24 protein-coding genes are annotated in these 26,999 nt (G+C 64.7%); 8 read left to right on the top strand and 16 right to left on the bottom strand.

Going from position 1 to position 26,999, the window contains the following annotated elements:
- Nucleotides 1-5: 5 nt before the first annotated feature.
- Nucleotides 6-230: a hypothetical protein gene (locus C7H85_RS19535; protein ID WP_146140433.1), complete on the bottom strand. Its 225-nt coding sequence runs from the start codon at nt 228-230 to the stop codon at nt 6-8.
- Nucleotides 231-298: 68 nt separating this feature from the next.
- Between C7H85_RS19535 and C7H85_RS07670 the strand changes: the two genes are divergently transcribed.
- Nucleotides 299-2,170, top strand: coding sequence for a sensor histidine kinase (locus tag C7H85_RS07670; protein WP_106729117.1), 1,872 nt, complete (start codon nt 299-301; stop codon nt 2,168-2,170).
- Nucleotides 2,167-3,522 (top strand): sigma-54-dependent transcriptional regulator, encoded by a 1,356-nt coding sequence (locus C7H85_RS07675; protein WP_106729118.1) that lies wholly within the window; start codon nt 2,167-2,169, stop codon nt 3,520-3,522. The genes C7H85_RS07670 and C7H85_RS07675 overlap by 4 nt, the downstream gene beginning before the upstream one ends.
- A gap of 45 nt (nt 3,523-3,567) precedes the next feature.
- On the opposite strand, the gene C7H85_RS07680 is transcribed toward C7H85_RS07675, so the two are convergent.
- The 3 genes from C7H85_RS07680 to hppD all read right to left on the bottom strand — a co-directional run bounded on the left by C7H85_RS07680 (nt 3,568) and on the right by hppD (nt 7,530).
- Nucleotides 3,568-4,800, bottom strand: a complete 1,233-nt coding sequence (locus C7H85_RS07680) for a Glu/Leu/Phe/Val dehydrogenase dimerization domain-containing protein (RefSeq protein WP_106729119.1) — start codon at nt 4,798-4,800, stop codon at nt 3,568-3,570.
- Between the two features lie 110 nt (nt 4,801-4,910).
- Nucleotides 4,911-6,257: a sodium-dependent transporter gene (locus C7H85_RS07685; protein WP_106729120.1), complete on the bottom strand. Its 1,347-nt coding sequence runs from the start codon at nt 6,255-6,257 to the stop codon at nt 4,911-4,913.
- Between the two features lie 181 nt (nt 6,258-6,438).
- Complete coding sequence (gene hppD, locus C7H85_RS07690; RefSeq protein ID WP_425445061.1) at nt 6,439-7,530, bottom strand: 4-hydroxyphenylpyruvate dioxygenase; 1,092 nt, start codon at nt 7,528-7,530, stop codon at nt 6,439-6,441.
- A 148-nt stretch (nt 7,531-7,678) separates the two neighbouring features.
- Here hppD and C7H85_RS07695 point away from each other — a divergent pair, with 148 nt between their 5' ends.
- Entirely contained in the window at nt 7,679-8,158 is a 480-nt protein-coding gene (locus tag C7H85_RS07695; RefSeq protein ID WP_210433594.1) for an Lrp/AsnC family transcriptional regulator, read from the top strand.
- A gap of 105 nt (nt 8,159-8,263) precedes the next feature.
- Here C7H85_RS07695 and C7H85_RS07700 read toward each other — a convergent pair whose 3' ends face one another.
- The 4 genes from C7H85_RS07700 to C7H85_RS07715 all read right to left on the bottom strand — a co-directional run bounded on the left by C7H85_RS07700 (nt 8,264) and on the right by C7H85_RS07715 (nt 12,805).
- The gene (locus C7H85_RS07700; protein WP_106729122.1) at nt 8,264-9,325 is read right to left on the bottom strand and encodes a succinylglutamate desuccinylase/aspartoacylase family protein; all 1,062 of its coding nucleotides are present in this window, start codon (nt 9,323-9,325) and stop codon (nt 8,264-8,266) included.
- Between the two features lie 247 nt (nt 9,326-9,572).
- Nucleotides 9,573-10,286 (bottom strand): GntR family transcriptional regulator, encoded by a 714-nt coding sequence (locus tag C7H85_RS07705; RefSeq protein ID WP_106729123.1) that lies wholly within the window; start codon nt 10,284-10,286, stop codon nt 9,573-9,575.
- A gap of 78 nt (nt 10,287-10,364) precedes the next feature.
- Entirely contained in the window at nt 10,365-12,377 is a 2,013-nt protein-coding gene (locus C7H85_RS07710; RefSeq protein ID WP_106729124.1) for a UvrD-helicase domain-containing protein, read from the bottom strand.
- A gap of 2 nt (nt 12,378-12,379) precedes the next feature.
- Nucleotides 12,380-12,805 (bottom strand): Lrp/AsnC family transcriptional regulator, encoded by a 426-nt coding sequence (locus C7H85_RS07715; RefSeq protein WP_106729125.1) that lies wholly within the window; start codon nt 12,803-12,805, stop codon nt 12,380-12,382.
- A gap of 140 nt (nt 12,806-12,945) precedes the next feature.
- Between C7H85_RS07715 and yjeH the strand changes: the two genes are divergently transcribed.
- Nucleotides 12,946-14,226, top strand: a complete 1,281-nt coding sequence (yjeH, locus tag C7H85_RS07720) for an L-methionine/branched-chain amino acid transporter (RefSeq protein ID WP_106729126.1) — start codon at nt 12,946-12,948, stop codon at nt 14,224-14,226.
- 82 nt (nt 14,227-14,308) lie between these two features.
- On the opposite strand, the gene fghA is transcribed toward yjeH, so the two are convergent.
- A complete protein-coding gene (fghA, locus tag C7H85_RS07725) occupies nt 14,309-15,145 on the bottom strand; it encodes an S-formylglutathione hydrolase (protein ID WP_106729127.1) in 837 nt (278 codons plus the stop codon).
- A gap of 224 nt (nt 15,146-15,369) precedes the next feature.
- Nucleotides 15,370-16,494 (bottom strand): S-(hydroxymethyl)glutathione dehydrogenase/class III alcohol dehydrogenase, encoded by a 1,125-nt coding sequence (locus C7H85_RS07730; RefSeq protein ID WP_106729128.1) that lies wholly within the window; start codon nt 16,492-16,494, stop codon nt 15,370-15,372.
- 282 nt (nt 16,495-16,776) lie between these two features.
- Here C7H85_RS07730 and C7H85_RS07735 point away from each other — a divergent pair, with 282 nt between their 5' ends.
- From C7H85_RS07735 to C7H85_RS07750, 4 genes are all read left to right on the top strand, one after another.
- A complete protein-coding gene (locus tag C7H85_RS07735; protein ID WP_106729129.1) occupies nt 16,777-17,646 on the top strand; it encodes a LysR family transcriptional regulator in 870 nt (289 codons plus the stop codon).
- A 281-nt stretch (nt 17,647-17,927) separates the two neighbouring features.
- Entirely contained in the window at nt 17,928-18,698 is a 771-nt protein-coding gene (locus tag C7H85_RS07740) for a helix-turn-helix domain-containing protein (RefSeq protein WP_106729130.1), read from the top strand.
- A 183-nt stretch (nt 18,699-18,881) separates the two neighbouring features.
- Nucleotides 18,882-20,378 carry a sodium/proline symporter PutP gene (gene putP / locus C7H85_RS07745; protein WP_106729131.1) on the top strand — a complete coding sequence of 499 codons (1,497 nt, stop codon included), beginning with the start codon at nt 18,882-18,884 and terminating at the stop codon, nt 20,376-20,378.
- A 101-nt stretch (nt 20,379-20,479) separates the two neighbouring features.
- Nucleotides 20,480-21,949, top strand: coding sequence for a helicase HerA-like domain-containing protein (locus C7H85_RS07750; protein ID WP_106729132.1), 1,470 nt, complete (start codon nt 20,480-20,482; stop codon nt 21,947-21,949).
- Here the strand turns inward: C7H85_RS07750 and C7H85_RS07755 are convergent.
- From C7H85_RS07755 to C7H85_RS07780, 6 genes are all read right to left on the bottom strand, one after another.
- The gene (locus C7H85_RS07755; RefSeq protein ID WP_106729133.1) at nt 21,946-22,395 is read right to left on the bottom strand and encodes an RDD family protein; all 450 of its coding nucleotides are present in this window, start codon (nt 22,393-22,395) and stop codon (nt 21,946-21,948) included. The genes C7H85_RS07750 and C7H85_RS07755 overlap by 4 nt on opposite strands.
- Before the next feature lie 191 nt (nt 22,396-22,586).
- Entirely contained in the window at nt 22,587-23,057 is a 471-nt protein-coding gene (bfr, locus tag C7H85_RS07760; protein ID WP_106729134.1) for a bacterioferritin, read from the bottom strand.
- A gap of 12 nt (nt 23,058-23,069) precedes the next feature.
- Complete coding sequence (gene bfr / locus C7H85_RS07765; RefSeq protein WP_106729135.1) at nt 23,070-23,534, bottom strand: bacterioferritin; 465 nt, start codon at nt 23,532-23,534, stop codon at nt 23,070-23,072.
- 200 nt (nt 23,535-23,734) lie between these two features.
- Nucleotides 23,735-24,397, bottom strand: a complete 663-nt coding sequence (hxpB, locus tag C7H85_RS07770; protein WP_106729136.1) for a hexitol phosphatase HxpB — start codon at nt 24,395-24,397, stop codon at nt 23,735-23,737.
- 21 nt (nt 24,398-24,418) lie between these two features.
- Complete coding sequence (locus C7H85_RS07775) at nt 24,419-25,429, bottom strand: LacI family DNA-binding transcriptional regulator (RefSeq protein WP_106729137.1); 1,011 nt, start codon at nt 25,427-25,429, stop codon at nt 24,419-24,421.
- A gap of 44 nt (nt 25,430-25,473) precedes the next feature.
- The gene (locus tag C7H85_RS07780) at nt 25,474-26,901 is read right to left on the bottom strand and encodes a GH1 family beta-glucosidase (RefSeq protein WP_106729138.1); all 1,428 of its coding nucleotides are present in this window, start codon (nt 26,899-26,901) and stop codon (nt 25,474-25,476) included.
- Between the last annotated feature and the right edge of the window lie 98 nt (nt 26,902-26,999).

Raw genomic sequence — 26,999 nt, forward strand, 5'->3', positions numbered from 1 at the left:
CCCCCTTAACGGCGACGGTAGCGGTTGACGGCGGCAGGCAGGGTTGCCAGCAACAAGACAATAAAAATAGCAGAGAATTCAATTAATAAGGCGCTGATGTTCATCCGGCTCGGCTCACTCTGTGGTCCTGGATTGGAATTGCCCAAGATATCTGCAGAAAGCGTGCCATCATTAACAAGACCTTGCGCCGCCTTGCCCTGGATCAAGAAAGCCGCAAAAACTTGCTCCAACCGACAACAAGGTTTACAGTTTTTCCAGTTAAAAACGTCAACACCGTTTACACCTTGGGGCCGTCGGGATGCCGCTGGATATTGCCTTCGAACTGATGATGATAGTGACCAGCGGCTGTGCCCTGCTGGTGTCCGCCTGGCTGTTCTGGCGCGCGCGCCGTCAGCGCAGCATGAAGGCGCTGGCCGGGTTCGGCATCATGATGGCGCTCTGGTGCGCCGGCCATGTGGCGGTGTTCCACGGCCTGGCCAGCCCCGGCATCGCCCTGATCCTGGCTAACCCGCTGATGCCCACCTTCTTCCTCGACTTCGCCATCGGCTTCGTCAACCAGGGCCCGGGCAGCCGGCCCTGGCTGGACTGGCTGGCCCGTCGCCGGGGCCTGCTGTACCTGGCCGCCCTGGTGGTGATGGGGCTCAGCCTGGCGCTCGGCGGCGGCGGCGTCATCGCCTTCGGCCCCTTCGAGCACTACTTCGTGTTCCGCCACGCCGGCTGGTTCAACATCGCCTACACCATCGCCATCGGGGTGCTGGCCCACGCCCTGCTGCTGTGGGGCTTCGGCCGCCACAAGGGCAACCGCAAGCGTTCCATCGCCGCCATGTTCGCCGCCGGCGCCTGGGGCTTGTTGCTGGCCACCAGCTTTATCTTTCCTTCCCTCGGCCTGTACTGGTATCCCTGGCCCATCTTGCTGCTGCCGAGCTACGTGGTGCTGCTGGTCTACGGTGTGGTGCGCTACCAGATGCTGGAAATCAACGCCTGGGCCAACCGGGCCCTGCTGTGGACCCTGATGACGGCGCTGGTGATGGGGCTTATTGCCCTGCTCAGCGCCATGGCCGGCCAGTTTGGCATGCAGGCCCTGGCCAACGTGCCCAAGTGGCAGCTGTGGCTCTATTCCATGCTGCTGCTGATGCTGGCCCTGGCCCTGTACCAGCCGGTGAGCAAACTGGTGGAGCGGCTGATCTACCCGGGCAGCCGGCTCGACGAGCAGTTGCTCGCCACCTGGCAACGTCGCCTGGGCGAAGCCAGCAGCTGGCACGGGCTCACCACGGCGGCGGCGGGGCTGATTTCGCGCCAGATGGGCCAGCCGGTGGCCATTCACCTGGCGCCGGAGGGCGAGCAGGCCGACGCCCTGCCCGCCGGCCCCTGCATCCACTGCCGGCATCAGTCCCAGGGCTGGCAGGCACGGCTGCAGGGCTTCGAGGACGTGACCCCGGGCCTGCGCCTGGCGGCGGAGGTGTTCGCCTCGCTGCTGGCCACCCGCTGCGGCCTGCTGGAGCGCTCGCTGCAGCTGGCGGAAGCCGAGCGCCGGCGGCTGTCGGAGCAGCATCTGGTGGAGCTCGGCGGCCTGTCGGCGGCCATGGCCCACGAGCTGCGCAACCCGCTCAACATTATTTCCATGGCCACCGCCGGCCTGGACGCCAGCCGCAAGGAGATGATCCAGGCCCAGCTGCAGCGGGCCGACCGGCTGATCTCGGACATGCTGGCCTATTCCGGCCGCATCCAGGTGCAGTGCCAGGCCATTCCCCTCGCCGCCCTGCTCGACAGCCTCAGGCCCCAGTTCGACTGGCAGGGCACCGCCTTCGAGCACCGGCTTCCCGCCGACTACCGGCTGTGGGCCGACCCTTACCGGTTGCAGCAGGTGGTGGTCAACCTGGTGGACAACGCCCTGGCCTTTGTGCGCAACCGGCCCGGTGGACGCCTTCTCGTCGAGGCGGGGGACAGGCCCGGCCTGGTACGGGTGCACAATAACGGCCCCCTGATCGATCCCGAGCTCGGCGACCGGCTGTTCCGCCCCTTCGTCGGCCAGCGCAGCGGCGGCAGCGGCCTGGGGCTGGCCATCGTCCGCCGCATCATGGACGCCCACGGCGGCCATATCCGCCACCGCAGCGATCTGGGCTGGCCGGTGACCTTCGAACTCCATTTTCCCGAGGACAACACCCCATGACGCCGCCGCGCATACTGCTGATCGACGATGAACCGGCCTTTCGTACCCTCTGCGGCCAGTGGCTCGGCGCCGAAGGTTACGACGTCAGGACCGGCGCCGACCTCAACACCCTGCGCACCACCCTGCAGGCGTTCGACGCGGATCTCGTGCTGCTCGACCTGTCGCTGCCGCCCCGTTTCGATCCGCGCCATACCCTGAGCAGCCTGCCCCAGTTCACCGACCGGCCGGTGATCATCCTCACCGGCCACGGCGAACGGGAGCTGGCGCTGGAAGCCCTGCGCCAGGGCGCCTGGGACTTTCTGGCCAAGCCCATCGATCCGGACATGCTGGCGGTGGTGGTGCGCCGGGCCCTGACCAAGCACCAGCTGGTGCGCGAGCTGAACAGCCTGAAACACAACCTGGGCCGCAAGAGCCCGCTCGCCAGCCTGATCGGCGCTTCCCCTTCCATGGAAAGCATCCGCGCCCTGGTGCAGCGTATCGCCCCCACCGACGTGCGGGTGCTGGTCACCGGCCCCTCGGGCACCGGCAAGGAGGTGATTTCCCGGGCGGTCCACGATCTCAGCCAGCGCGCCAGCGGTCCCTTTATTTCCGTGCACTGCGGCGCCATTCCCGCCGAGCTGCTGGAAAGCGAACTGTTCGGCCACACCAGGGGTGCCTTCACCGGCGCCGACAAGGCCCGGGACGGCCTGCTCAAGGTGGCCGACGGCGGCACCCTGTTCCTCGACGAAATCGGCGAAATGCCGCTGGCGATGCAGGTCAAGCTGCTGCGGGTGCTGCAGGAAGGCAGTTTCTACCCGGTGGGCAGCCGGACCCTGGAAACCATCGACGTGCGGGTGGTCTCCGCCACCAACGCGAACCTGCCCGACAAGGTGAGCCGGGGCGCGTTCCGCGAGGATCTGTTCTACCGCATCAAGGGGGTGACCATCGAGACCCGGCCCCTGGACGAGCGCCCGGAAGACATTCCGCTGCTGATCACCCACTTCCTCGAACTGCAGCATCAAAACAGCGGCCAGCCGCCGCTGCGCCCGGACACCGAGGCCTTCAACTGGTTTATCCAGCGCCGCTGGCCGGGCAACGTGCGCGAGCTGAAAAGCACCCTCGACAGCGTGGCGGCCATCGCCCGGGGCGGCGTCATCACCCTGGACGATATCGCCCTGCTCTACCCGGCGGCCCGCGCCACCCCGGCGCCGGCCGCTGGCGGCGACAGCCTGGACGCCCAGGTGCGGGCCCTGGAGATCGCCCTGATAAGCCAGGCCCTGGCCCGCCACGACAACAACCGCACCCACGCCGCCCAGGCCCTGGGGCTGTCGCGCCAGGGCCTGCTGAAAAAAATAGAGCGGTACGGGTTGTAAGCTGGAAGCCGGAAGCCGGAAGCGGGATGCTGGAGATATTGCTGACTACTCCCCCATCAGCTCCTTCAGGGTCAGCTCCAGGGCGGTGGCGGAGATGCCGGTGGTGCGGCTGCTGTGGTTGTGCACCCGTTGAAGGGCGCCGCGGATGCGCTCGGACACGTCCCGGAAGATGGCCTCGTCGGAGATCTCCTGCTCGGTTTCCATCAGGAAGGCGAAGGCCCGGGCCATGCCGCAGTTGCCGATAAAATCCGGGATAACGCTAAGCCGTTCGTCCGCCTGCTGGTAGACGGGGCCGTAGAAGATCTCCTGATCCTTGAAGGGCACATTGGCGCCGCAGGCGATAAGCTCCACCCCGTTGTTCGCCAGGTCCGCCAGGTGCTCGGCGCTGACCAGGCGGGAGGCGGCGCAGGGCAGGAACACCTCGGCCCCGAGCTGCCACAGCGCGGCCTGGGCCTGCTCGAAACCGACCACCCCGGGGCCCGCCAACCGGTTGCCCTGGCGCCCCAGGTAGAGCGCCTTCAGTTGCTCGACGCCGAGTCCTTCCGGTGCTATCACCCCGCCGGAGGCATCGATGATACCGACGATGCTGGCCCCTTCCTGAGCCAGGTAACAGGCCGCCGCCGCTCCCACGTTGCCGAAGCCTTGAACGATGACCCGCTTGCCGGCGAGTTGCCCGCCCCAGATGCCGTAGTAATGGCGCACCGACTCGGCCAGGCCCCAGCCGGTGATAAGATCCGCCACCTTGTACTTGCGCTGAGGCTCCGGGCTGTAGCGGCCGTCCTCCACCACCTTGGCCACCCCCAGGCGCAGCTGGCCCAGCTTCTGGATCTGCTCGCTCACCGTGGGGTTGAAGTGGCCGTTGACCACCCCTTCCTGGGGGTGCCAGATGCCATGGCGCTCGGTCAGGGGCACCACGTCCTTCACCTCGCACACGTTGAGATCGCCGCCGGTGCCGTAATAGTGCTTGAGCAGCGGCGCCACTGCCTGGAACCAGCGCGCCAGCACCCCGTCCCGGCGCGGGTCGGCCGGGTCGAAATCGATGCCCGACTTGGCGCCGCCGATGGCCGGGCCCGACACCGCGAACTTCACCTCCATGGTCTTGGCCAGGGATTCCACTTCGTGGCGATCCAGGCCCTTGCGCATGCGGGTGCCGCCGCCGGCCGCCCCGCCGCGCAGGGAGTTGATCACCACCCAGCCTTTGGCCTCGGTCTCGCCGTCGTGCCACTCGAATACGATTTCCGGGTTTTTCCGCTCGAATTGCTGAAGAAGTGCTTTCATATCCGTTGATAACTCCATGTTACAGGCAATAGGGATCCCTGACCCGCGAAGGCCATGCATGCAAACCAGGGAGGAAGTGAAGAGGGCGCCGCCACGGCGGCGCCCAGGGGTCAGCTCAGGTTGAAGTAGAAGATGATCAACACGCCGATGGGAGTGACGTAGCGCACCACCGCATGCCAGAGGGGGTGCCACTGGCCATCCAGTTCGGCCGCCGAATGCGCCGGCTTCATCACCCAGCCCACGAAGATGGCGGTCAGCAGGGCGCCGAGCGGCATCATGATGTTGGCGGTGAAGTAGTCGTAGAGGTCAAACAGGGTCTTGCCCTCGAAGCGATCGAACATGGCCAGGGGCGCAAAATCGGACCAGAGGTTGAGCGACAGCACGGTGGTGATGCCCACCAGCCAGGCCGCCAGGCCGCCGCCGACGGCCGCCTTGACCCGGCTTACCCCTTTTTCGTTGAGGAAGCTGACCAGGGACTCCAGCATGGAGATGGAGGAGGTCCAGGCCGCGAACAACAGCAGCACGAAGAACAAGGTGGCGAAGAAGCCGCCGCCCGGCATCTGGCCGAAGGCCACCGGCAGGGTCACGAAGATGAGCCCCGGGCCCTCGCCCGGCTGCAGGCCGTGGGCGAACACGATGGGGAAAATCGCCAGTCCCGCCAGCAGGGCCACGCACACGTCCATGATGGCCACGGTGAAGGAGGTACGGGCGATGGACACCTCCTTCTTCAGGTAGGCGCCGTAGGCCATCATGGCGCCGCTGGCCAGGCTCAGGGTGAAGAAGGCATGGCCCAGGGCCACCAGTATGGACTCGGCGGTCAGGCTGGAGAAGTCGGGCCTGAACAGGAACACCAGCGCCTCGCCGAAGTGGCCGGTGGTCATGGCATAGCCCACCAGGATCAGCAACAGCACGAACAGCGCCGGCATCAGCCAGGTGACCGCCCGCTCCAGGCCATGCTTGACGCCGCCGGCGGACACCAGCACCGTCAGCCCCATAAACACCGAGTGCCACAGCAGCAACTGGCCGGGCGAAGCCAGCAGGCCGCCGAACAGGGCGCCGGAGTCCTCCGCCGCGATGCCGGCGAAACCGCCGCTGGCCGCCTCCACGATGTAGGGCATGGTCCAGCCGGCGATGACGCTGTAGAAAGAGAGGATCAGAAAGGCCGCCAGGGTGGCCATGATGCCGATGCCGGCCCAGCCCCGGCTGCGCCCTTCGGCCACCGCCACCGCGCCCATGGTGCCGATGGGGCTCTTGCCGCCGCGCCGGCCCAGCATCACCTCGGACATCATGATCGGAATACCGATGATGGCGATGCAGAGCAGATACACCAGCACGAAGGCACCGCCGCCATTCTGCCCGGTGATATAGGGAAACTTCCAGATATTGCCGAGGCCCACCGCCGAGCCCACCGCCGCCATGATAAAGGCAAAACGGCTGGACCACAGGGCCGGGGTCATTCCGGACTGCGCTTTACCCTGAACATTCGTTGCCACCACAGACACAGCTTCTCCTCCTTTAGCTGTTTTAGGACAACGTCAGCCACCCCAGCTAAAGGTGTAAAGTATGGCTGACAGTATGTCCTGCTATTTTGCCACCATCTTCCCGATTGAAAAAATGGCTGTGGTAAAAAAATGTAGATTATTCGGCCTTTAGCACACCGCGGCGAATTTGATCTTCCTCGATAGACTCAAAAAGGGCCTGGAAATTGCCCTCGCCGAAACCTTCATTGCCCTTACGCTGGATGATTTCGAAGAAGATGGGGCCGATCACGGTGTCGGTGAAGATCTGCAGCAGCAGCCCCTGGCCTTGGGTGGGGGCGCCGTCCACCAGGATATGATCCCTGCGCAACCGGGCCAGATCCTCGCCGTGGCCGGGCAGGCGGGCGTCCAGCTTCTCGTAGTAGGTGTCGGGGGTGGTCATGAAGCTCATGCCGCCGTCACGCAGGGTTTCCACCGTGCGGAAGATGTCGTCGGTGCCCAGGGCGATATGCTGGATGCCCTCGCCCTTGTACTGGTGCAGGAACTCCTCGATCTGGCTCTTCTCATCGGACGACTCGTTGATCGGGATGCGGATCTTGCCGCAGGGGCTGGTCATGGCCCGGGACTTGAGCCCGGTGAGCTTGCCCTCGATATCGAAGTAGCGGATCTCGCGGAAGTTGAAGTGCTGCTCGTAGAAACCGGCCCAGAGGTTCATGTTGCCCATGGCCACGTTGTGGGTAAGGTGGTCGATGTAGGTCAGGCCCACCCCCTTGGGGTGCTGATCCACACCCGGGATGGGGCGGAAGTCCACGTCGTAGATGCTCTGCTCGCCATAGCGGTCCACCAGGTAGATGAGGGAGCCGCCGATGCCCTCGATGGCCGGGATCTGCAGCTCCATGGGACCGGCGCCGGAGGCCACCACCCTGGCGCCGTTGGCGGCCAGCTGCTTGATGGCCCGGGCCGCGTCCTTCACCCGGAACGCCATGGCGTTGGCGCAGGGACCGTGGATGCGGGCGAACTGCTCCGCCTGGCTGTTGGGCTCGGCATTGAGGATAAAGTTGATATCGCCCTGGCGGTAGAGGGTCACCTTCTTGCTGCGGTGGCGGGCGATGGCGACAAAGCCCAGCCGCTCAAACAACCGGGCCAGCTTTTCCGGCTCATGGGAGGCGTATTCCACAAACTCGAAGCCGTCGGTCCCCTGCGGGTTATGCCACAAAGAATTTTTTTCCGGTGCAAGTGTTTCAGACATCATGATTATTCTCCTTAATCGCCTTGGTTCCATTGATTTATGCTTAAACGCAATGGAGACAGAATACGGCAAGGTCGGCACATTTTGTTTGCAACTTGTTACATTAAAGTTTAGTTTTTTGCGTGAATGTTGCACCGGAGAAGGAATAACCGTGAGAAAGGCGCATGAAATCGAACTGGACCGCCAGGACGCCCGCCTGCTGCAGGCGCTGCAGGAAAACGGCCGGCTGAGCAACGTGGAGCTGTCGGAGCTGATCCACCTCTCCCCGTCCCAGTGCCAGCGCCGGCGGCAGAAGCTGGAAGAGTTGGGAGTGGTGCAGAAATACGTGGCCTATGTGGATCCGGAGAAGGTGGGGCTGCACGTGACCGCGCTGATCAGCGTGACCCTGGGCAAGCACGGCGAGCGCATCGCCGACGAATTCCACCTGGCCATCCAGCACTTTCCCCAGGTGCTGGAATGCTGGAGCGTCACCGGCGACGCCGACTATATGCTGAAGGTGGTGGCCACCGATCTCAAGAGCCTGTCCGACTTTATGATGCACCAGCTGCTCAACCTGAAGACGGTGTCCAACATCCGCTCCAATATCCTGCTCGACAAACTCAAGCACACCACGGTGCTGCCGCTGGGCTGACAGGGCGCCGAATAGTTCAAAAATTAAGCGGTCAGGCGTTCGCTACCCTGCCACTCTCGCCGGCAGGAAAACACCTGGCCGCCCAATTTTCAACTACATGGAGATTCAGTACACCAGGCTGCCGAGCTGGCTGCCGCTTTCCGCCATGGGGTTCTGGATGATCTGCACCACCACCCCGTCGGCCGGGCTGTGATACTGCTTCACCTCGTGGCCGAAGGCGTCGTACTGCACGAACATCAGCTCGCCCTTCTTCACCTTGTCCAGCAGTTTCACCTTGGGCACCACGAAACCGCCGAACTCGGCGCGCACGTCCTCCCAGTGCTCGGTTTCCACCGGCAACTCGGGCTGCACCACCTCGCCTTCGATCAGCTGGATATGGCGCAGGAAATTGAGGGTACCGTCCACCGCCCTCTCCACCAGTTCGGGCTCGTACACATCCCTCGAACCGATCTCCAGGGTAAAGGCCGGTACGCCGATGCCGCTGTAGGCACCGTCCACCGTGGTCTGGCTCTGGCTGCTGAAGGCCACGTCCACCCCGAACAGCCGGGTCATCTCCTTCACCTCGGGAATGCTGTAGTCGGTGTAGGCGAACAGCGGGAAGGTGGTGGGGTTGGCGGTATGCATGTCGATGGCATAGTCCGCGTTGTGCTTGAGCAGATCGTTCCAGATGCTGTGGGAGTACCGCTGACCCGAGGTCTTGGTATCTTCGGTATTGGCCTGGCGGTTGAGGTTTTCATTGACCTTGACCGGCCCCGAGGGCACGAATTCGCGCACGTTGGCGATAAGCCCGGGAATGTTGAACTGGTGCACTATGGTGACCGTGCCCTTGAGCGCTTCCCCGGCGAGCCGCTCCTTGACTTTATGCACGGTGAGATAGGGGTTCATCTCGTTGGCGTGCACCCCGGCCACCAGCATCACCTTATTGCCCGGCGCTTCCCCCTTCAGCACGCTCACCGGCAGGTAGTAATGCTGGCCGGCGTTGTTCTGGCCCGCGACGCGAAAGTAGAACTCATGCTGCTTGCCCGGCTCGAGGGAGTCCACATCCAGCCGGGTGATCACCGGCTTGCCCTGGATCACATCGCCGTTGAACAGGGTGTCGGCCAATGCCGGCAAGGTCATGGTCAGCGCCCCGAGGGCGCCGCCCCAGATAAGAGGTTTTATGGTCATTATTCTTCCCTAAGTGAAATAGTCCGAACTCATTGCTAAAAACAAAGAATTAAATTGCTAGCAATTAATTGCAGGAAAAACGTTACACCAAGGTTAATGAATAATAAAGTGATAAATGGGAGCACGGCGACAGCTTACTTTTAAAACATTCAAAAAATTAGCATATTTATCTAATTGATGCCGACTGGGCACAGGCCCCGCCGCAGAGGGTGCGGGGATGACCCGCCAGGGGAATAAGGGAGGGTGATCAGCGGGGGGGGGCTTCCGCCTCGGTTTGCAGTTCGGCGAACAACGCCGCCAGATCCAGGCTTTGCTCTTCCTCCTCGGTCAACTCCAGACTGGCTTCGAGGTTTTCCAGGTGGCGGCGCATGGACAGGGCGGCCGTGTCGGCCTCCCCCGCCGCCACCAGATCCAGCAGCCGGCCGTGCTCTTCACAATGGCAGTGGTGGGCGTTTCTGTCTTTCTGGTACATGCTGACGATGAGCGAGGTCTTGGCGATCATCCGTTCCAGCACCTCCACCAGCAGGCGGTTGCCGCCGAGCCTGGCCAGCTCGATATGAAAACGGGCGGCGCAATCCACCGCCGCCGGCCGCCGGCCCTCCTCGACCGCCCGCCGCTCTTCTTCTATCAGGGCACGGAGCGGGGCCAGCTCGCCCCGCCGCTCGCCCCGAGCGGCCAGGGCCACCGCTTCTTCTTCCAGGATGCGGCGCATGGCAAACACCTCGGCCGCCTCCTGCTGGCTGGGACAGGCCACGGTGGCACCCCGGTTGGCGGCGATGGCCACCAGCCCCTGATGGCCGAGCTCCAGCAGGGCGGCGCGCACATGGTTGCGGTTGGCGCCGAGCGCCTCGGACAGCCGGGTTTCCACCAGCCGGGTTCCCGGCGCCAGCCGCTGCTCCAGGATGGCGCGGGAAATGATACCGACGATGCGCTGGATTTCTCTTCGCTTGATACTGGGCACGCCCTCTCCCGGAATGCATAAGTTTTCATGTAAAGAAGACTAACAAAACCGCCGGACCGGCTCCAGCCTCTTGTTGTCCTAGCCCCAGCGGCTGACGCTGGGGTAGCCGCCGTCGAGCAGCTCCTTGACGAACACCGAGGGGATCTGCCGGTCGGCCAGCAGGAACACCTGATCCCGGGCCCGGGTCAGCCCCACATAGAACAGCCTGCGCTCTTCGGCGTGAGGGAAGGCTTCCTCTTCAGGCAGCAACAGATCCAGCAGGCCAGGCCCGTTTTTTTCGGGCGGGAACCCGTACTTGCCCCGAGTCAGCCCCAACAGGATCACGCAATCCGCCTCCTTGCCCTTGGCACCGTGCAGGGTCTGGGCCTCCAGCCGGAGATCCGGGAAACGCCGGCGCCAGCCCGCCAGCTGGGACTCGTCCGGCAGGCTGAAACGGAAGCGGGCCAGCAGGTAGACGGAGGCCTCCGGCCGCTGGGCCGCGATCTGCCCCAGCAGCCGGGTAACCGCGTCCATCTGGCTGTCGTGCTGCACCGGCAGCACGTGCACGCAGGGGCCCTCGCTGCGTTTGTGGGTACCCAGGGTTTTGGGTAGCTGGCCGGGGTTGCGGGTCACGAAGCGGCTGGCCACCTGCTCGATACGGTTGTTGAAGCGGAAGGTCTGGTCCAGGACGGTGATCCGGCTGGCGCCGAAGTGGTCCGCAAAGCGGGTGGTCAGCGACACATCTGCGCCGCTGAAGCGGTAGATGGCCTGCCAGTCGTCCCCCACGCAGAACAGGGAAAGTCCGGGGGCCGCGTCGCGCAGGGCCTTGAGCAGTTCGGCCCGGGGCACGGAAATGTCCTGGAACTCGTCCACCAGCACATGGCGCCAGGGCACCTCGAACCGGCCCTGACGCACATAATCGGTGGCCTTTTCGATCATGTCGTCGAAGTCAATGTCGCCCTGCTCGCGCAGCTGCGCCTGGTAACGGTGCAGCAGCGGCCGCACCAGGGCCAGTTGTTCGGCCTGCTCCGGGGTCAGTTCGAAGGGATCCGGCTCGCCATAGAGCTTGAGTGCCGCCACCAGCGGTGCCCACTCCCGCGCCAGCCGCATGAAATCCGGCCGGGGTACCACCTGGAAACGGTGGCGGCGTAGCCAGTCGAGCAGCCGCTCGCCGTAGGCCGGATCCTCCTGCCCGAACTGCTCCAGCCAGGCGGCGAAGGCGCCCTGGCGGGCCCGCTCGTCCTGGGCCAGCGGGCTCAGGGGCGGGGTGCGCCCCTCCACCCGGGACAGTATCATCAACCCCAGGGCATGAAAGGTGCTGACCTTGACCGGAGTGGTCTCGGGCCGGCGCGCCAGCCGCTCGGCCATTTCCGCCGCCGCCTCGTTGCCGAAGGCCAGCAGCAGCAGATCGTCGGCCCGGGCCTGGCGCGACGCCAGCAGAAAGGCGGCCCGCGCCGCCATCACGCTGGTCTTGCCGCAACCGGCCCCGGCCAGCACCAGGTTGTGGTCTTCGTCCACCACGCAGGCCAGGCGCTGGGCCGGGGTCAGCGGATGGGCTTCCAGGCCGTCGAACAGGGCTCCGTGCTCGGCCAGGGCCTGCCGACAATAATCCTGGCAGCACTGCTCCCACCAGGCCTCGTCCGCCGCTTGCAGCGTGGCCACCAGCTCGAAGCCGGCCCGGCCCCGGTCGTCCAGCGACGCGGGCGGCGGACAGGCGGACCAGTCCACCGCCTCCCCGGCCACCAGCGCCTTCAGCCGCCGCCAGCGGGAATGGCGCAGGTAACCGGCTTCCAGCAGTCCCAGGCATTGCTCCGCCAGGGGCAACACCCGGTTCGCATGATATCGGTACCAGCCCAGGGTGACCGCCTCGGCCAGGGGCTCGGCCTCCGCCCGGGGCAACCAGCCCAGCTCGATGTCCCCTTGCTGGCAGAACAGCCGCAGCCGGTACAGGCGGCGGGCCTCCTCCAGCCGGGGCGGCGCGCTCAGCTCGTGCCAGCCGAGCCCGTGGCGCTCGCGCTTCAGGTGCAGCACCAGGCCGTCCGCGGTCAGCTCGGTGGCCAGGAAGGGATGGTTGAACCAGGGCGCCAGCCAGTGGGCCTTGTATATCTGCATGCTCACCCCAGGTTGTTGATAAGCTCGGACAAGATCATGTGGGTTTTCACCGTTTTGATATTGGGCATGTTCTCGATCTGGCCGCGCACCTCGTCCAGCCGGGCCATGGAGGCCGCCTCCACGTACACCAGCATGTCGGTCTCGCCGCTGATGGTGTAGCACAGCTTCACCTCGGGAATGGCCCGCAACAGGGCGGCGTACTGCTCGCAGCGGTGCACCTGGTAATACAGCTCGAAATAGGCGCGCACGGCACCGCCGCCCCCGCCGATGCGGGCGTGATAGCCGCGGATGATGCCCCGCTCCTCCAGCTGGCGGATGCGCTCGGACACCGCCGAGCGGGACAGGCTCACCTCACGGGCGATGTTCGCCACCGCCATGCGGGCATTGCTGGCCAGCAGGGCCACTATCTGTCGATCGAATTTGTCCACCCGAAGCCTTTCTCCCACCCGCCGGCGAAACGGCGGCACAAAGCGACGAACTGCCGCCGGCAAACGGCGTTTTGCAGCGTCGGAAACTGATGCGTGGGCGGTAATATATCAGAATTCTAAGGCACGGAATCGAAACAACAATGACACGCTTGAACAAGGAACTGGGGCTGGCCTACGGCACCGGCATAATGGCCACCTCACTGCTCGGCACCGGCATCTTCGTGGTGCCGGCGGTGGCCGCCAGCATCGCCGGCCCGGGCTCGCTGTGGGCCTGGCTGGGGCTGATGCTGCTGGTACTGCCGGTGGCCTTCTGCTTCGCCCGCCTGGGCCAGTGCTTTCCCCACGCCGGCGGCGCGCCGCACCTGATTGGCCGGGGCCTGGGCGCGCCCATGGAAAAGCTGGCCGCCTTCCTGTTCCTGGCGGTGCTGCCGGTGGGCTTGCCCGCCGCCCTGACCCTGACCGCCGGTTTCTGGCACGCCCTGTTCGATCTTTCCGCCGGGGGCGACCTGCTGGTACAGCTCGGCACCCTGGGACTCATCCTGCTGCTCGGCAGCCGCAAGACCCGGGCCTCGGGCCTGGTGCAGGTGCTGATCGCCCTGACCATAGTGCTGCTGTTGCTGGCCATCTGGTGGACGGGCGGCCTGCTGGCCTCGCCCCCCGCCCTGCCGCCCCTTGGCGAGGTGCAGTGGAGCCTGCTGCCCGCCGCCCTGGGGGTGATGTTCTGGTGCTTCGTGGGACTGGAAGCCTTTACCCATATGGGCGAAGAGTTCAAAAATCCCCGGCGGGACTTTCCCCTGGCACTGCTCGGCGGCGTGCTGCTGGCGGGACTGGTGTACCTGGCCTGCGCCCTGGCGGTGCTCCGTTTCGGGGTGTTCGGCAACGAGCTGGCCAACACCACCTCCATCCCCACCCTGATGGCCCGGCTGTTCGGCGAGGGCGGACGCTGGGCGGCGGCCCTGGTGGGCTACCTGGCCTGCTTCGCCAGCATCAATATTTATATCCAGGGCTTCGCCCGGCTGCTGTGGAGCCTGGCGGACGAGGGCAAACTGCCCGCCAGCCTTGCCCGCCTCAACCGCAACGGCGCGCCGCTGCGCGCCCTGGCCTGGGTGATCGGCGTGTGCGCCCTGTGCGTGCTGGCTGCCTGGCTGTTCCGGCTGCCGCTGGATACCCTGTTCCGCTACGCCAACGGCAACTTCATCCTGGTCTACCTGCTCGCCATGGTGGCGGCGGTGAAGCTGCTCACTGGCCCCTGGCGCGCCCTGGCGGCCCTGGCCAGCCTGCTCTGCCTGGGGGTGCTGCTCTCGCTCGGGCCGGAGGCGGGCTACGCCCTGGCCCTGGCCGCCGGCTTCGTGGCCTGGCACGCCTGGCGCCGTCGTCGGCCGCCACCGGCGATGGAAGATGGGGACATGGCGGCCAGGTAACGGCGGAGGACGGACCACCCCTGACGGTCGCGGGCGCGGCCCTGTACTGCCTGTTTATGCGGAGCCAATAGCGGTGTAAACCTCAGCCGGCCAGATGGCGAGCATGGAAACGCAGGTGCTCTTCGATAAAGCTGGCGATAAAGTAGTAGCTGTGGTCGTAGCCCGGTTGCAGCCGCAGGGTCAGCTCGGCGCCGTCCACATCGGCGGCGGCCTGCAGCGCCTCGGGCCTGAGCTGCTCGGCCAGGAAGTTGTCGGCCTCGCCCTGGTCCACCAGCATGGGCAGGGAGCAACCTTTGGCCGCGAGCAGCAGGCTGGCGTCGTACTCGGCCCAGGCGCTTTGGTCCTCGCCCAGGTAGGCGGTAAAGGCCTTTTGCCCCCAGGGGCAGTCGGTCGGGTGGCTGATGGGCGCAAAGGCCGACACCGAGACAAAGCGCGCCGGGTTACGCAGGGCCAGCACCAGGGCGCCGTGGCCGCCCATGGAGTGGCCGCTGATGGCGCGCTTGCCATTGAGTGGCAGTTCACGCTCGACCAGTGCCGGCAGCTCGTTCAGCACATAGTCGTACATGCGGTAGTGTTTGTTCCAGGGCGTTTCGGTAGCATTCACATAGAAACCGGCGCCCAGGCCCAGATCGTAGGCGCCTTGCGGATCATCGGCCACCCCTTCGCCGCGCGGGCTGGTGTCGGGGATGATCAGCGCCAGCCCAAGCATCGCGGCCATCCGCTGGGCACCGGCCTTGGTGGAAAAGTTGTCGTCGGTACAGGTGAGGCCCGACAGCCAGTACAGCGCCGGTACCGGCCCCTGCTCCGCCTGGGGCGGCAGGAATACCGAAAACTGCATGCTGCAGTTCAGGCTTTGGGAGTCATGCCGGTAGCGGATTTGGCGGCCGCCGAAGCATTGTTGTTGTTGAACGATTTGCATGGAAAATCCCTGTTGTGATGGTCGACTGAAGTCGACCCCCAGTTTCTTCGAGTTTTCCCGTCGCCCCCGCGACGGCGGGGGCCAGTCCACGGCACGGCGCCGATGACATGGATTCCCGCCTTCGCGGGAATGACGGAACGAATGAGTAGGGCCCATTTCAACGGCCGCCAACACCGAGGTTGAAGGCGGTCGAATAAATTCGGCCCTACAAGCCCGCCATCCCCTTATTTGTTGTACAGGATCACCGAGCGGATGGACTTGCCTTCGTGCATCAGATCAAAGGCGTGGTTGATATCGTCCAGGCCCATGGTGTGGGTGATGAAGGTGTCCAGCTCGAACTCGCCGTTCAGGTACTGCTCGACGATGCCGGGCAGCTGGGAGCGTCCCTTCACGCCGCCGAAGGCGCTGCCGCGCCAGACGCGGCCGGTCACCAGCTGGAACGGGCGGGTGGAAATCTCGGCGCCCGCCGGGGCCACCCCGATGATCACCGACTCGCCCCAGCCCTTGTGGCAGCACTCCAGGGCCGAGCGCATCACCTTGACGTTGCCGATACACTCGAAAGAGAAGTCCACGCCGCCGTCGGTCATGTCCACTATCACCTCCTGGATCGGCTGGTCGAACTTGCTGGGGTTGACGCAATCGGTGGCCCCCAGTTTCCTGGCGATTTCGAACTTGTCCTCGTTGATGTCGATGGCGATGATGCGCCCGGCCTTGGCCTGCACCGCGCCGATGATCACCGCCAGGCCGATGCCACCCAGGCCGAACACGGCGACGGTGTCACCCGGCTGCACATTGGCGGTGTTCTTCACCGCGCCCATGCCGGTGGTCACGCCGCAGCCCAGCAGGCATACCTTTTCCAGCGGCGCCTCCTTGCTGATCTTGGCCAGGGAGATCTCCGGCACCACAGTGTATTCGGAGAAGGTGGAGCAGCCCATGTAGTGGTAGATGGGCTGGCCGTCCTTGAAGAAACGGGTAGTGCCGTCGGGCATCAGGCCTTTACCCTGAGTGGCGCGCACCGCCTGGCACAGGTTGGTCTTGCCGGACTTGCAATACTTGCACACGCCGCACTCGGCGGTATAAAGCGGGATCACGTGGTCGCCCACGGCCAGGCTGGTCACACCCTCGCCCACCGCTTCCACTATGCCGGCGCCCTCATGGCCGAGGATGGATGGGAACACCCCTTCCGAATCGTCGCCGGACAGGGTGTAGGCATCGGTATGGCAGACGCCGGTGGCCACGATGCGCACCAATACCTCGCCCTTCTGGGGCGGCATCAGATCCACTTCCTCGATGCTGAGCGGCTTGCCCGCTTCCCAGGCCACGGCGGCACGGGTCTTTATCATTTCCATGGTTGGCTCCTGTTGGATAAAACGGGCACTGCCCGTAGGGCCCATTTCAATGGGCCATCGCTGCCGGTCGACTGAAGTCGACCCTACAAGTCGGTCCGGGTTTCACCGTCGCCCCCGCGAAGCTGGGGACCCATTCCACGGCATGGTGCCGATATCATGGATTCCCGCCTGCGCGGGAATGACGACGGGACGCAAGAACGAGCCGATACTTTCCTGATTGTATTACACCGCCGAGCCGCGATAATGGCGTTCAGGACAAATGATTTTTACAGCTGAGTAATAATGACCACCTGGGACGGCATTAACGAATTTATCAGCGTGGTGGAAACCGAAAGCTTCACCGCCGCCGCCCGGCGGCTGGAGGTGTCGGTGGCCCATGTCAGCCGGCGCATCAGCAGCCTGGAAGACCGGCTGGGTGCCAAGCTGCTCTATCGCACCACCCGCAAGCTGCGGCTCACCGAGGTGGGCCAGCTCTACTACCGCCATACCCGCAAGGTGCTGGACGAGCTGGCCGCCGCCGAACAGATGGTGACGGCGATGGAAGGCCGGCCGGTGGGCCGGCTGCGCATCACCGCCCCGGTCTATTACGGCGAACGCTTCCTGGCTCCGCAGGTCAACGACTTCCTGCTGCGGCATCCGGCGCTGGAGCTGGACCTGGTGCTCACCAACCAGACGGTGGACCTGGTACAGGAGGGCTTCGACCTGGCCATCCGCCTGGGCCGGCTCGACTCCTCAAGCCTGATGTGCCGCAAGCTGGCCCGGCGTACCCAGTACCTGTGCGCGTCGCCGGATTACCTGGCCCGGCACGGTACCCCGGCCACCCTGGCCGAGTTGGGCGCCCACCACTGCCTGGCGGGCACGGTGGATCACTGGCGTTTCGTTGAGCAGGGTAAGCCGCGTCAGCTGAAACTGGGCTCCCGCTGGCACTGCAACTCCGGGCTGGCCTTGAAGGATGCCGCCCTCAAGGGCCTCGGCATAGTGCAGTTGCCCGATTATTACGTGCTGGAGGAGCTGAACCGGGGCACCCTGGTCAGCCTGCTGGACCAGTACCGGCTGCCGGACGACGGTATCTGGGTGCTGTACCCCCACAACCGTCATCTCTCCCCCAAGGTGCGGTTGCTGGTGGATTTTCTGGTGGAGCGGCTGGGGTAATGCCAGGCAGGTGCCGTTTTTGGGCCTGCCGTAGGGTCCACTTCAGTGGACCATCCCACCCACGGCGCCGTGGTCGGTCGAATAAATTCGACCCTACGCAGGCGGCTGGTTACACCGGGCCTGCCGGTGGTTTGCCGTAGGTCCGTTTCAACGGACCATCACGCCAATGGCGCCGTGGTCCGGCCGAACCGCCGCCGGCACCATGGAGCCCGGACGGCTTCGGGTGTACAATTGGTGCCGTTATCAACGCCGGTCGCCCTCCAACCGCGAAGGAAAGTCCCATGCCTGCTTTTAAGCCCTTTGAAATCATGGCACTGCCCACGGAAATGGCCCAGCACCAGCATCACTACAACCAGATAGTGATCGGCCTCAACGGCCGGACCGAGTTCGAGCTCGGCGGCAACGGCAGCCTGATGGGGCCGGGCCAGGGCTGCCTGGTGTCTTCCGAGCTGGACCACGCCTTCGGTGGCCTGGGCTCCAACAGGATACTGGTGATCAACCTGTCGCTCAGCCCCTCACCGGCCCTGCCGGATCAGCAGGAGCGGATGCACTGCCTGTTCGAGCGCCCCCGTTACTTTCAGCTGCATCCCCAGGCCCAGCAACTGGTGTCGGTGCTCAGTGAGGAGATGCGCGCCAATCCGGACGATCACCTGCTGGGCCAGGCCTGCGCCCATACCCTGATGTGTGCCCTGCACCGGCACATGGCGTTTCCGCGGGTGCAGTCCCGTGCCAAGCGCCTCAACCTGGAGGTGATCGACGCTTATATCGCCCAGCACCTGGGGCGCAAGATCACCGTGGCCCAACTGGCCGGCTGCGCCTTCCTCGGGGAAAGCCAGTTCCATCTGCTGTTCAAGGAGCAGACCGGGCTGTCCCCCTACCAGTACGTGCTGGAAAAGCGGCTGAGCGAAGCCAAGAAGATGCTGGCCTTCAGCCAGCACAGCCTGGCCTATATCGCCCAGCACTGCGGCTTCTCCAGCCAGAGCCTGTTCACCCAGGTCTTTTCCGGCCGCTTCGACCTTTCCCCTTCCCGCTACCGCAAGTTGCATTGCTGATCACTCCCTGCCAGGGACGGAGTTTTCCTAAAAAATAACGCAGGAAAGCAAAAGACCCGGGCTTTGGTTCCCCCTACTATCCTTGTTACGTAACAAAAGCTTAACCGTGGCGGCCCGGCCCCATGGCGTCTCCCACATCGCGATGTAACAGAAAAACAGGAATCCATCCTGGAGGAACAGGGAATGATTGAATCCAACTTTGCCATCACCGGCACCTTTATCGTGTACCTCATCGGTATGATGGCCATCGGCTATTACGCCTACAAGCGCACCGCCAACTCGGCCGACTACTTCCTCGGCGGCCGTTCGCTCGGTCCCTGGCCTTCCGCCATTTCCGCCGGCGCCTCCGACATGAGCGGCTGGCTGCTGCTGGGCCTGCCCGGTTATGCCTATGCCGCCGGTATCGAATCCTTCTGGCTGGCCGGCGGCCTGCTGCTGGGCACCTGGGCCAACTGGCAGTTCTGCGCCAAGCGGCTGCGCACCTATACCCTGGAAGTGAACAACGCCATCACCATTCCCGAGTACCTGGCGCGCCGCTTCGAGGACAAGTCCAAGCTGCTACAGACCATCTCGGCCCTGTTCATCCTGCTGTTCTTCCTGTTCTACACCAGCTCCGGCCTGGTGGCCGGCGGCAAGCTGTTCGAGACCGTGTTCGGCCTGGATTACAGCATTGCCGTGGTCATCGGTACCCTCTGTATCGTGTCCTACACCCTGTTCGGCGGCTTTCTGGCGGTATCCTGGACCGATCTGGTGCAGGGGCTGCTGATGGCCGCCGCCCTGTTGTTCGTACCCATCGCCACCATGGAAGGCGGCTTCGGCCAGTTGAATACCGATCTGCATAACCTCAACCCCGAGCTGCTGACCCTGTGGAACGATATCCAGGGCGAGCCGCTGTCCGCCATCGCCATCATCTCGCTGGCGGCCTGGGGCCTGGGCTACTTCGGCCAGCCCCATATCCTGGCGCGCTTCAATGCCACCCGCAGCAACAGGGACATCACCACCGCCCGCCGCATCGCCGTGACCTGGAGCTTCCTGTCCATGGCCGGCGCGCTGATGGTCGGTTTGGTCGGCCTGCTGTACGTGCAGAACAACATGGGCGGCGAGCTGGCCGATGCGGAAACCATCTTCATGGTGCTGGTCAACGCCGTGTTCCACCCGGTGATCGCCGGTATCCTGCTGGCCGCCATACTCGCCGCCATCATGAGTACCGCCGACTCCCAGTTGCTGGTGTCCTCCTCCGCCCTGGCGGAAGACTTCTACAAGCAGGTATTCAATCCCCAGGCCAGCTCCGAGAGCATCGTCAACGTGGGTCGCTTCGCGGTGATCGCCCTGTCCATCGTCGCCCTGCTGCTGGCCATGAACCCGGACAGCACCGTGCTGGGCCTGGTGTCCTACGCCTGGGCCGGCTTCGGCGCCGCCTTCGGCCCCGCCCTGCTGTTCAGCCTGTACTGGCGCGACATGAACCGCAACGGCGCCCTGGCCGGGGTACTGGTGGGCGGCATTACCGTGGTGGTGTGGAAGCAAATCTCCGGCGGCATCTTCGATATCTACGAAATCGTCCCCGGCTTTATCTTCGCCTCCATTGCCATCGTCGCGGTGAGCAAGCTCACCGGCGGCCCCGCCGCCTCGGTGACCAAGACCTTCGACAACTACCAGAAGAGCCTCGAGACCCTGGACTAAAATACCGGACAGTCATCCCTCCCAAGCCCGGCAGCCGCCGGGCTTTTTTGAGCCCATCCGCTAAGCTTGTGGCTATCACCATATCCATCAGGCCCAGCACCATGACCAGCACTCAGCTCCCGCTCGGCGGCACCCGGGAAGGGCAAGCCATCTCCCTGCACCTCCCCATGGCCAACCGCCATGGACTGATCACCGGCGCCACCGGCACCGGCAAGACGGTGACCCTGCAGACACTGGCGGAAGGTTTTTCCCGCGCCGGCACCCCGGTGTTCATGGCCGACGTCAAGGGCGACTTGTCCGGTCTGGCCGCGCCCGCCAATCCCGGCGGCAAGATTGCCGAACGGCTGGCGCAGCTGGGGGGGGCGGACTACCGGCCCCGCCCCTGCCCCACCCTGTTCTGGGATCTGTTCGGCGCGGCCGGCCATCCCCTGCGCGCCACCGTCTCGGAGCTGGGGCCGCTGCTGCTGGCCAATATCATGGAGCTCAACGACACCCAGACCGGGGTGCTCTACGGCTGTTTCCGCATCGCCGACGACGAGGGACTGCTGCTGCTCGACCTCAAGGATCTGCGCGCCCTGCTCGGCTGGGTGGCGGACAACGCCAAGGCCCTAGGCGGGCGCTACGACAACCTGCCCGGCAACAGCCTGGGCGCCATCCAGCGCCGGCTGCTGGTGCTGGAGCAGGAAGACGCCGAGCACTTCTTCGGCGAGCCTTCGCTGCGGCTGGCCGACCTGATGCAAAGGGATTTTTCCGGCCAGGGGGTGGTCAGCATCCTCGACGCCACCCGACTGATGCAGAGCCCCCGGCTCTATGCCACCTTCCTGCTCTGGCTGCTCAGCGAGTTGTTTGAAAACCTGCCGGAAGTCGGCGACCCGGCGCAGCCGGTGCTGGTGTTCTTCTTCGACGAGGCTCATCTGCTGTTCAACTCGGCCCCCAGGCCGCTGCTGGAAAAAATCGAACAGCTGGTACGGCTGATCCGCTCCAAGGGGGTGGGCGTGTATTTTATCAGCCAGAGTCCGCTCGATATTCCCGACACCGTGCTGGGCCAGCTCGGCAACCGGGTACAACACGCCCTGCGTGCCTTCACCCCGCGGGATGAAAAGGCGGTAAAGGCCGCGGCCCGTACCTTCAGGGCCAACCCGGCCTTCGATACCCAGGCCGCCATCACCACCCTGGGGGTGGGCGAGGCGCTGGTGTCGGTGCTGGATGAAAAAGGCGCGCCCACGGCGGTGGAAATCACCCTGATCTGTCCACCGGAGTCGCGTATCGGCCCGCTGAGCACGGCGGAGAGAGCCGCCCGACATGGCGCCTCACCGCTGGCCGGGCGCTACGAACAGGTGCTGGATCGGGAATCGGCGTTCGAGCTGCTCGCGGCCAGGGTGGCGCAACAGCAGCGGGAACAGAAGGAGCAGGAGCAGCTCCGCGACAAGGCCAAACCGGCCCCCCGCCGGAGCGGGAACCGGGACAGCATGCTGGAAAGCATCGCCAAGAGCACCCTGCGCAGCCTCGGCAGCCAGCTCGGCCGGCGTATCGCCCGGGGCTTGCTCGGATCAATGCTGGGCGGACGTTAGCGAGAGCGGATCACCTGGGTGCCGGCGATAACATCATGCAGCCCCTGCTTCTTGCGGGTAAAGGCGATCATCACGAACCCCAGCATCAGCAGCAGGGCGGACAGCAAGGAGGCGAAATAGCGCACCGAGGCGCGGATAAAGGACAGCCGCCGGCCCTGGGCATCAATCACCTTCATGCCGAGCAGTTTCTTGCCGATGGTCGCCTGCCAGGGCGAGGATTGCAGCAGGGCGAAATACAGCCACCACAACACCAGTCCGTACCAGGATTCGGCCTGCTGATAGGTCTGGGCATCGGGCTCGGCCAGGGTGGGATCCACCCCCAGCAGCCAGGACAGCAGCAGCGCCATGGGAACCGTCATCAGCAGCACATCGATCAGATAGGCGAACAGGCGGCGCCAGAAACCGCCATACCTGGCCTTATTCAGTGAAAATATCGATCGATTCATGCTTTAAATCCCCGCGAATGGACAGGCCTTGCGCCCGGGTGAACATCAGCCGTCCATGGTAGCAGACGGATGCACCAAAAGTAGTCGCTGGGACGGCATTTGCCAGAATGAGGAACAAACCTATAGAGAAATTCGAAGCGTTGTCAGCCGTCTGAACGGCCCTGCCGGGCCGTGGAGCATGGCGGGCCGGATCAGCCCATCTGGGATTGCAGGTAGTTTTGCAGGCCAATCCTGTCGATCAGCCCCAGCTGCTGCTCCAGCCAGTGGGTGTGGTCGTGCTCGGTGTCTTCCAGCAGCTGCAGCAGCATGTCGCGGCTCTGGTAGTCCCGCTCCTGCTCGCACAGGGCCATGATCTTGCGCAGATCCTCGATCACCTTGTATTCCAGGTCCAGATCACTCTGGAGCATGGCGGGCACGTCCTTGCCGATATTGAGCGGCACCCGGGTCACCATGTCGGGGGTGCCCTCCAGGAACAGGATGCGCTCGATCAGCTTGGCGGCATGGCCCTTCTCGTCCTCGAATTCGTGGTCGATGCGCTCGAACAGCTTCTTCAGGCCCCAGTCGTCGTACATGCGGGAGTGGATAAAATACTGATCCATGGCGCTCAGCTCGCCGGCCAGCAGCTCGTTCAGCGCCGCGATAATCTTTGGATTGCCTTTCATCTGGAGGTCCCCTTACATTTGCGACTGTTGGTAGTTTTCGATGCCAACCTTGGCGATAAGGCCGAGCTGGGTATCGATCCAGTCCAGGTGCCCTTCCTCGTATTCCTCGATCTCGGTGAGCAGTTCCCGGGACACATAGTCCTGCACCGACTCGCAATAGGCGATGGCTTCCTTCACCACCACCAGTTGTTCCTCGACCTGCTGCAGATCGCAGCGCAGCATCTCTTCGGTGCTCTCGCCGATATACAGGCGGTTGAGGTGCTGCAGATTGGGCAGCCCCTCCAGGAACAGGATACGCTCGATAAGCTTGTCGGCCTGCTTCATGTCCTTGATGGATTTCTTGTACTCGTGCTCGTCCAGCTCGTGCAGGCCCCAGTTCTTGAACATGCGGGCGTGCAGGAAATACTGGTTGATGGAGGTGAGTTCGATGCTCAGTACCTGGTTCAGGTACTCGATGACTTTTTTATCGCCTTTCATAAACCTTCTCCCCGTGGATTCCGTTGGCAATGATAGACGTGCCCGCTCCCCTTTTCAAATTTAAATTCAAGCTAAGTTACTGATTTATCTTGAATAACGTAGTGGTAATAAGAACGTGTGTTATTTTTAACGCGGTTCATCCGGCGCCATTCCAGGCGCCGAAACGGCCGAGGGCAAAGCCCGGCCGCCCCGGCTATCCCTCACAGCCCCAGCAGGCGGCGCAGCTGGGGGCAGTCGAAGTCGGCCAGGGAGGGTAGCCGGAAATCGGCGATGCCGAAGCGCTGATCCCGGTACAGGGCCGGCTCGGGCACGCACAGCGCCGTCATCTGGGCGGCCTTGGCGGCGATGACGCCATTGACCGAATCCTCGATGGCCAGGCAGTGCTGGGGCAACACGCCCAGGGCGGCGGCGGCTTCCAGGTAGACCTGGGGATGGGGCTTGCCGAGCGGCAGGTGTTCGGCGGACACCCGCACCTGGAAGTGGTCGGCCAGCCCGAAGCGCTCGAGCACGGCGTCGATCAGCCGCAGCGGCGAGGAAGAAGCCAGCCCGACCTTGAGCGGGGAGCGAGCCAGCCAACCCAGGGTGTCGCGCACCCCGGCCATGGGGTCGTCCAGTTGCCGCACTTGGGCTATCACCTGCCCGATCATCGCCTCGGTCAGGGCATCGGCACAGGCCGGATCCAGCCCCTTGGTGCGCACCCAGCGCTGGCTTATCTCGTCGATGCGCAGGCCCACGGTCTGGGCGCCGTCCTCCTCGGTGACGGTAAAGCCGAAACGGGCCCCCGCCTCCTTCTTGGCCTGCAGCCACAGGGGCTCGGAGTCGACGATGACCCCGTCCATATCGAAAATAACCGCTTCAATCATGCTGTGCTCCTCGTTGCTGGTTTAATCGCTGGTGTTCGGCGCCGCCACCGATTCCCGCGGGACCAGCCGTCCCCGGAAGCGCGCCGGGACCGGGGCCGGGCGGCCTTCGGCCAGCTCCAACGCCAATTGCATGGCGTGCCGGGTCATGGCTTGGATCGGCAGCTCCACCGTGGTGAGCGGCGGCAGGCTGAAGGCCGACATCGGCTCGTTGTCGAAGCCGGCCACCGACAACTGCTGCGGCACCCGGATGCCGGCCTCATGCAGCGCCCGCAGCGCGCCCACCGCCATGTCGTCGTTGAAAGCGAATAGGGCGCTGAACCCGGTCCCCCGCTCGAGCAGGCGCCGGCAGGCCAGGTAGCCCCCTTCGAGATGGCTGTCGCCGTGCTCGATCAGTTGCGGCTCGACGGCGATGCCGTGTGCCCCGAGCGCGGCCCGGTAGCCCTCGAGCCGGGCCTGGCCGGTGGGGGCCTGGATAGGGGTGGTGATGCAGGCGATGCGTCGGTGGCCCAGGCCGATCAGGTGCTCCACCATCAACCGGGCGGCGCCGGCCTGCTCGAAGCAGACGCTCGGCCCCAGCGCCGGCGGCAGTTCCCGGTTGATCACCACCAGCGGGACAGCGAGCCCGGCCTTCAGTTCGGCGAGCTGCGATTCGCTCATAAAACGGCTGTACAGCACGATGGCGTCGCAACGCCGGTCGGCCAGCAGGTGCACCGCGTCCCGCTCACGCTCCGGATCGTCGTGGCCGTCGGTCACGATCAGCTGCTTGCCGTGCTGTTCGGCGCTCTGCGCCGCCTGCTTGAGCAGGGTGCCGAAGTAGGCGCCTTCGAACTCGGACACCACCAGCCCCAGGCTGTTGGCGCTGTTGTTGGCCAGGGCCCGGGCCAGGCTGTTGGGCCGGTAGCCGAGCTGGTCGATGGCGTCGAACACCGCGCGGCGGGTGGACTCCTTCACCTGGGCGGTGCCGTTCAGCACCCTTGAGACCGTGGCCTTGGAAACCCCGGCCAGTTTGCATACATCGGTTATGGTGGCCATTGCTGTTATCGGAAAAGTGTAAGGGAAAACGACGCCTGGGCGGCTCAGCCCCATTGCAGGCTGGCGCCGTGGGATCTTATCACCTCCTGGTACCAGAAGAAGCTCTTCTTGCGCTGCCGGGCCAGGTGGTTGCCCCGGTCGATGTAGACGAAACCGTACTGCTTCTGGTAGCCATTGAGCCAGCTCAGCAGATCGGTGAAGGACCAGGGATAGTAGCCGCGCACGTCGGCGCCGGCGGCGATGGCGTCCGCCGCCGCCTCCAGGTGGCGGGCCAGGTAGTCGATGCGGGCGTCGTCCACCACTTCGCCGTCAATGATGGGATCCTTGGCGCCCAAGCCGTTCTCGGTGATGTACACCGGCACGTTGCCGTAGCGTTCTTTCAGTTGCAGTATGCCCTCGGTCAGGCCTCGGGGATAGATTTCCCAGTCCCAGTCGGTGTATTCGCCATCGGGGTTGCGCACGAACTTGAACAGCCCCCGGAAACCGAACTCCTGGCCCGAGCCCTTCTCGCCGCTGGTGTTGATGCGGGTGTTGTCCACGTCCGGGTTGGCGGCCACCAGCTCTCGCTTGTAGTAGTTGACCCCGATAAAGTCGCAGATATTGGCCTTGAGCAGTTCGGCGTCGCCCGGGGCGAACACCGGCGCGCCGAGCGCCTCCCGGGCCCATTGCAGCAGCGTGGCGGGATACTCGCCCCTGAGCACGGGATCGTAGAACCAATGGGTGAAGCAGCCGTCGGCCAGCTCCCGGGCGGCGATGTCTTCGGGCTTGTCGCTGGCCGGGGCGTGGGGCTGCAGCACGTTGACGAAGCCGATCACCGCGTCGGCGCGTACCCGTCCTTGGCGCTTGAGTTCGCGGAAGCACTGTACCGCCCGGGCGTGGGCCACGAACACATGGTGGCAGGCCTGCAGGGCCCGGGCCGGGGAGCACACCCCGGGCGGGTGGGCACCGGTAATGTAGCCCATGCCGGTGAAGACGACGGTCTCGTTGAAGGTGGCCCACAGCTCGGTCTTGGCACCGAATTCCCGGTAGCACAGTTCGGCGTAGTCGGCGAAGGCGTCCACCGTCTCGCGGGATTCCCAGCCGCCAATGTCCTGCAGCGCCTGGGGCAGATCCCAGTGGTAGAGGGTGATCATCGGCTTGATATTGTACCTGAGCAGCTCGTCGATCAAGGCATGGTAGAAGGCGACACCTGCCGGGTTGATGGCGCCGCGCCCGGCGGGAAACAGCCGGGTCCAGGCGATGGAAAAGCGGTAGCTGGTGAGTCCCTGCTCCGCCATCAGCGCCACGTCTTCCTTGAAGCGGTGATAGTGATCCGCCGCCAGATCGCCGTTGGTGCCTTCATGGGTGGTGCCGGGCAGGTGGGCGTAGACATCCCAGATGGATGGCCCTTTGCCGTCGGCGTCGTGGCCGCCCTCCACCTGGTAGGCGGCGCTGGCCGCGCCCCACAGAAAATGCGCCGGAAATGCTGTCATGCTGGGCTCCTCGGTTCGGTGCTGGACGAGACGGCAACCGTGCCTCCAGTCCCACCTCTTTGACGGGCAGGATGAAGCGCAGGATTGCCTGAAGTGAG

Origin of the sequence: Zobellella endophytica (genome assembly GCF_003012775.1) — a bacterium.
GTDB lineage: Bacteria > Pseudomonadota > Gammaproteobacteria > Enterobacterales > Aeromonadaceae > Oceanimonas > Oceanimonas endophytica.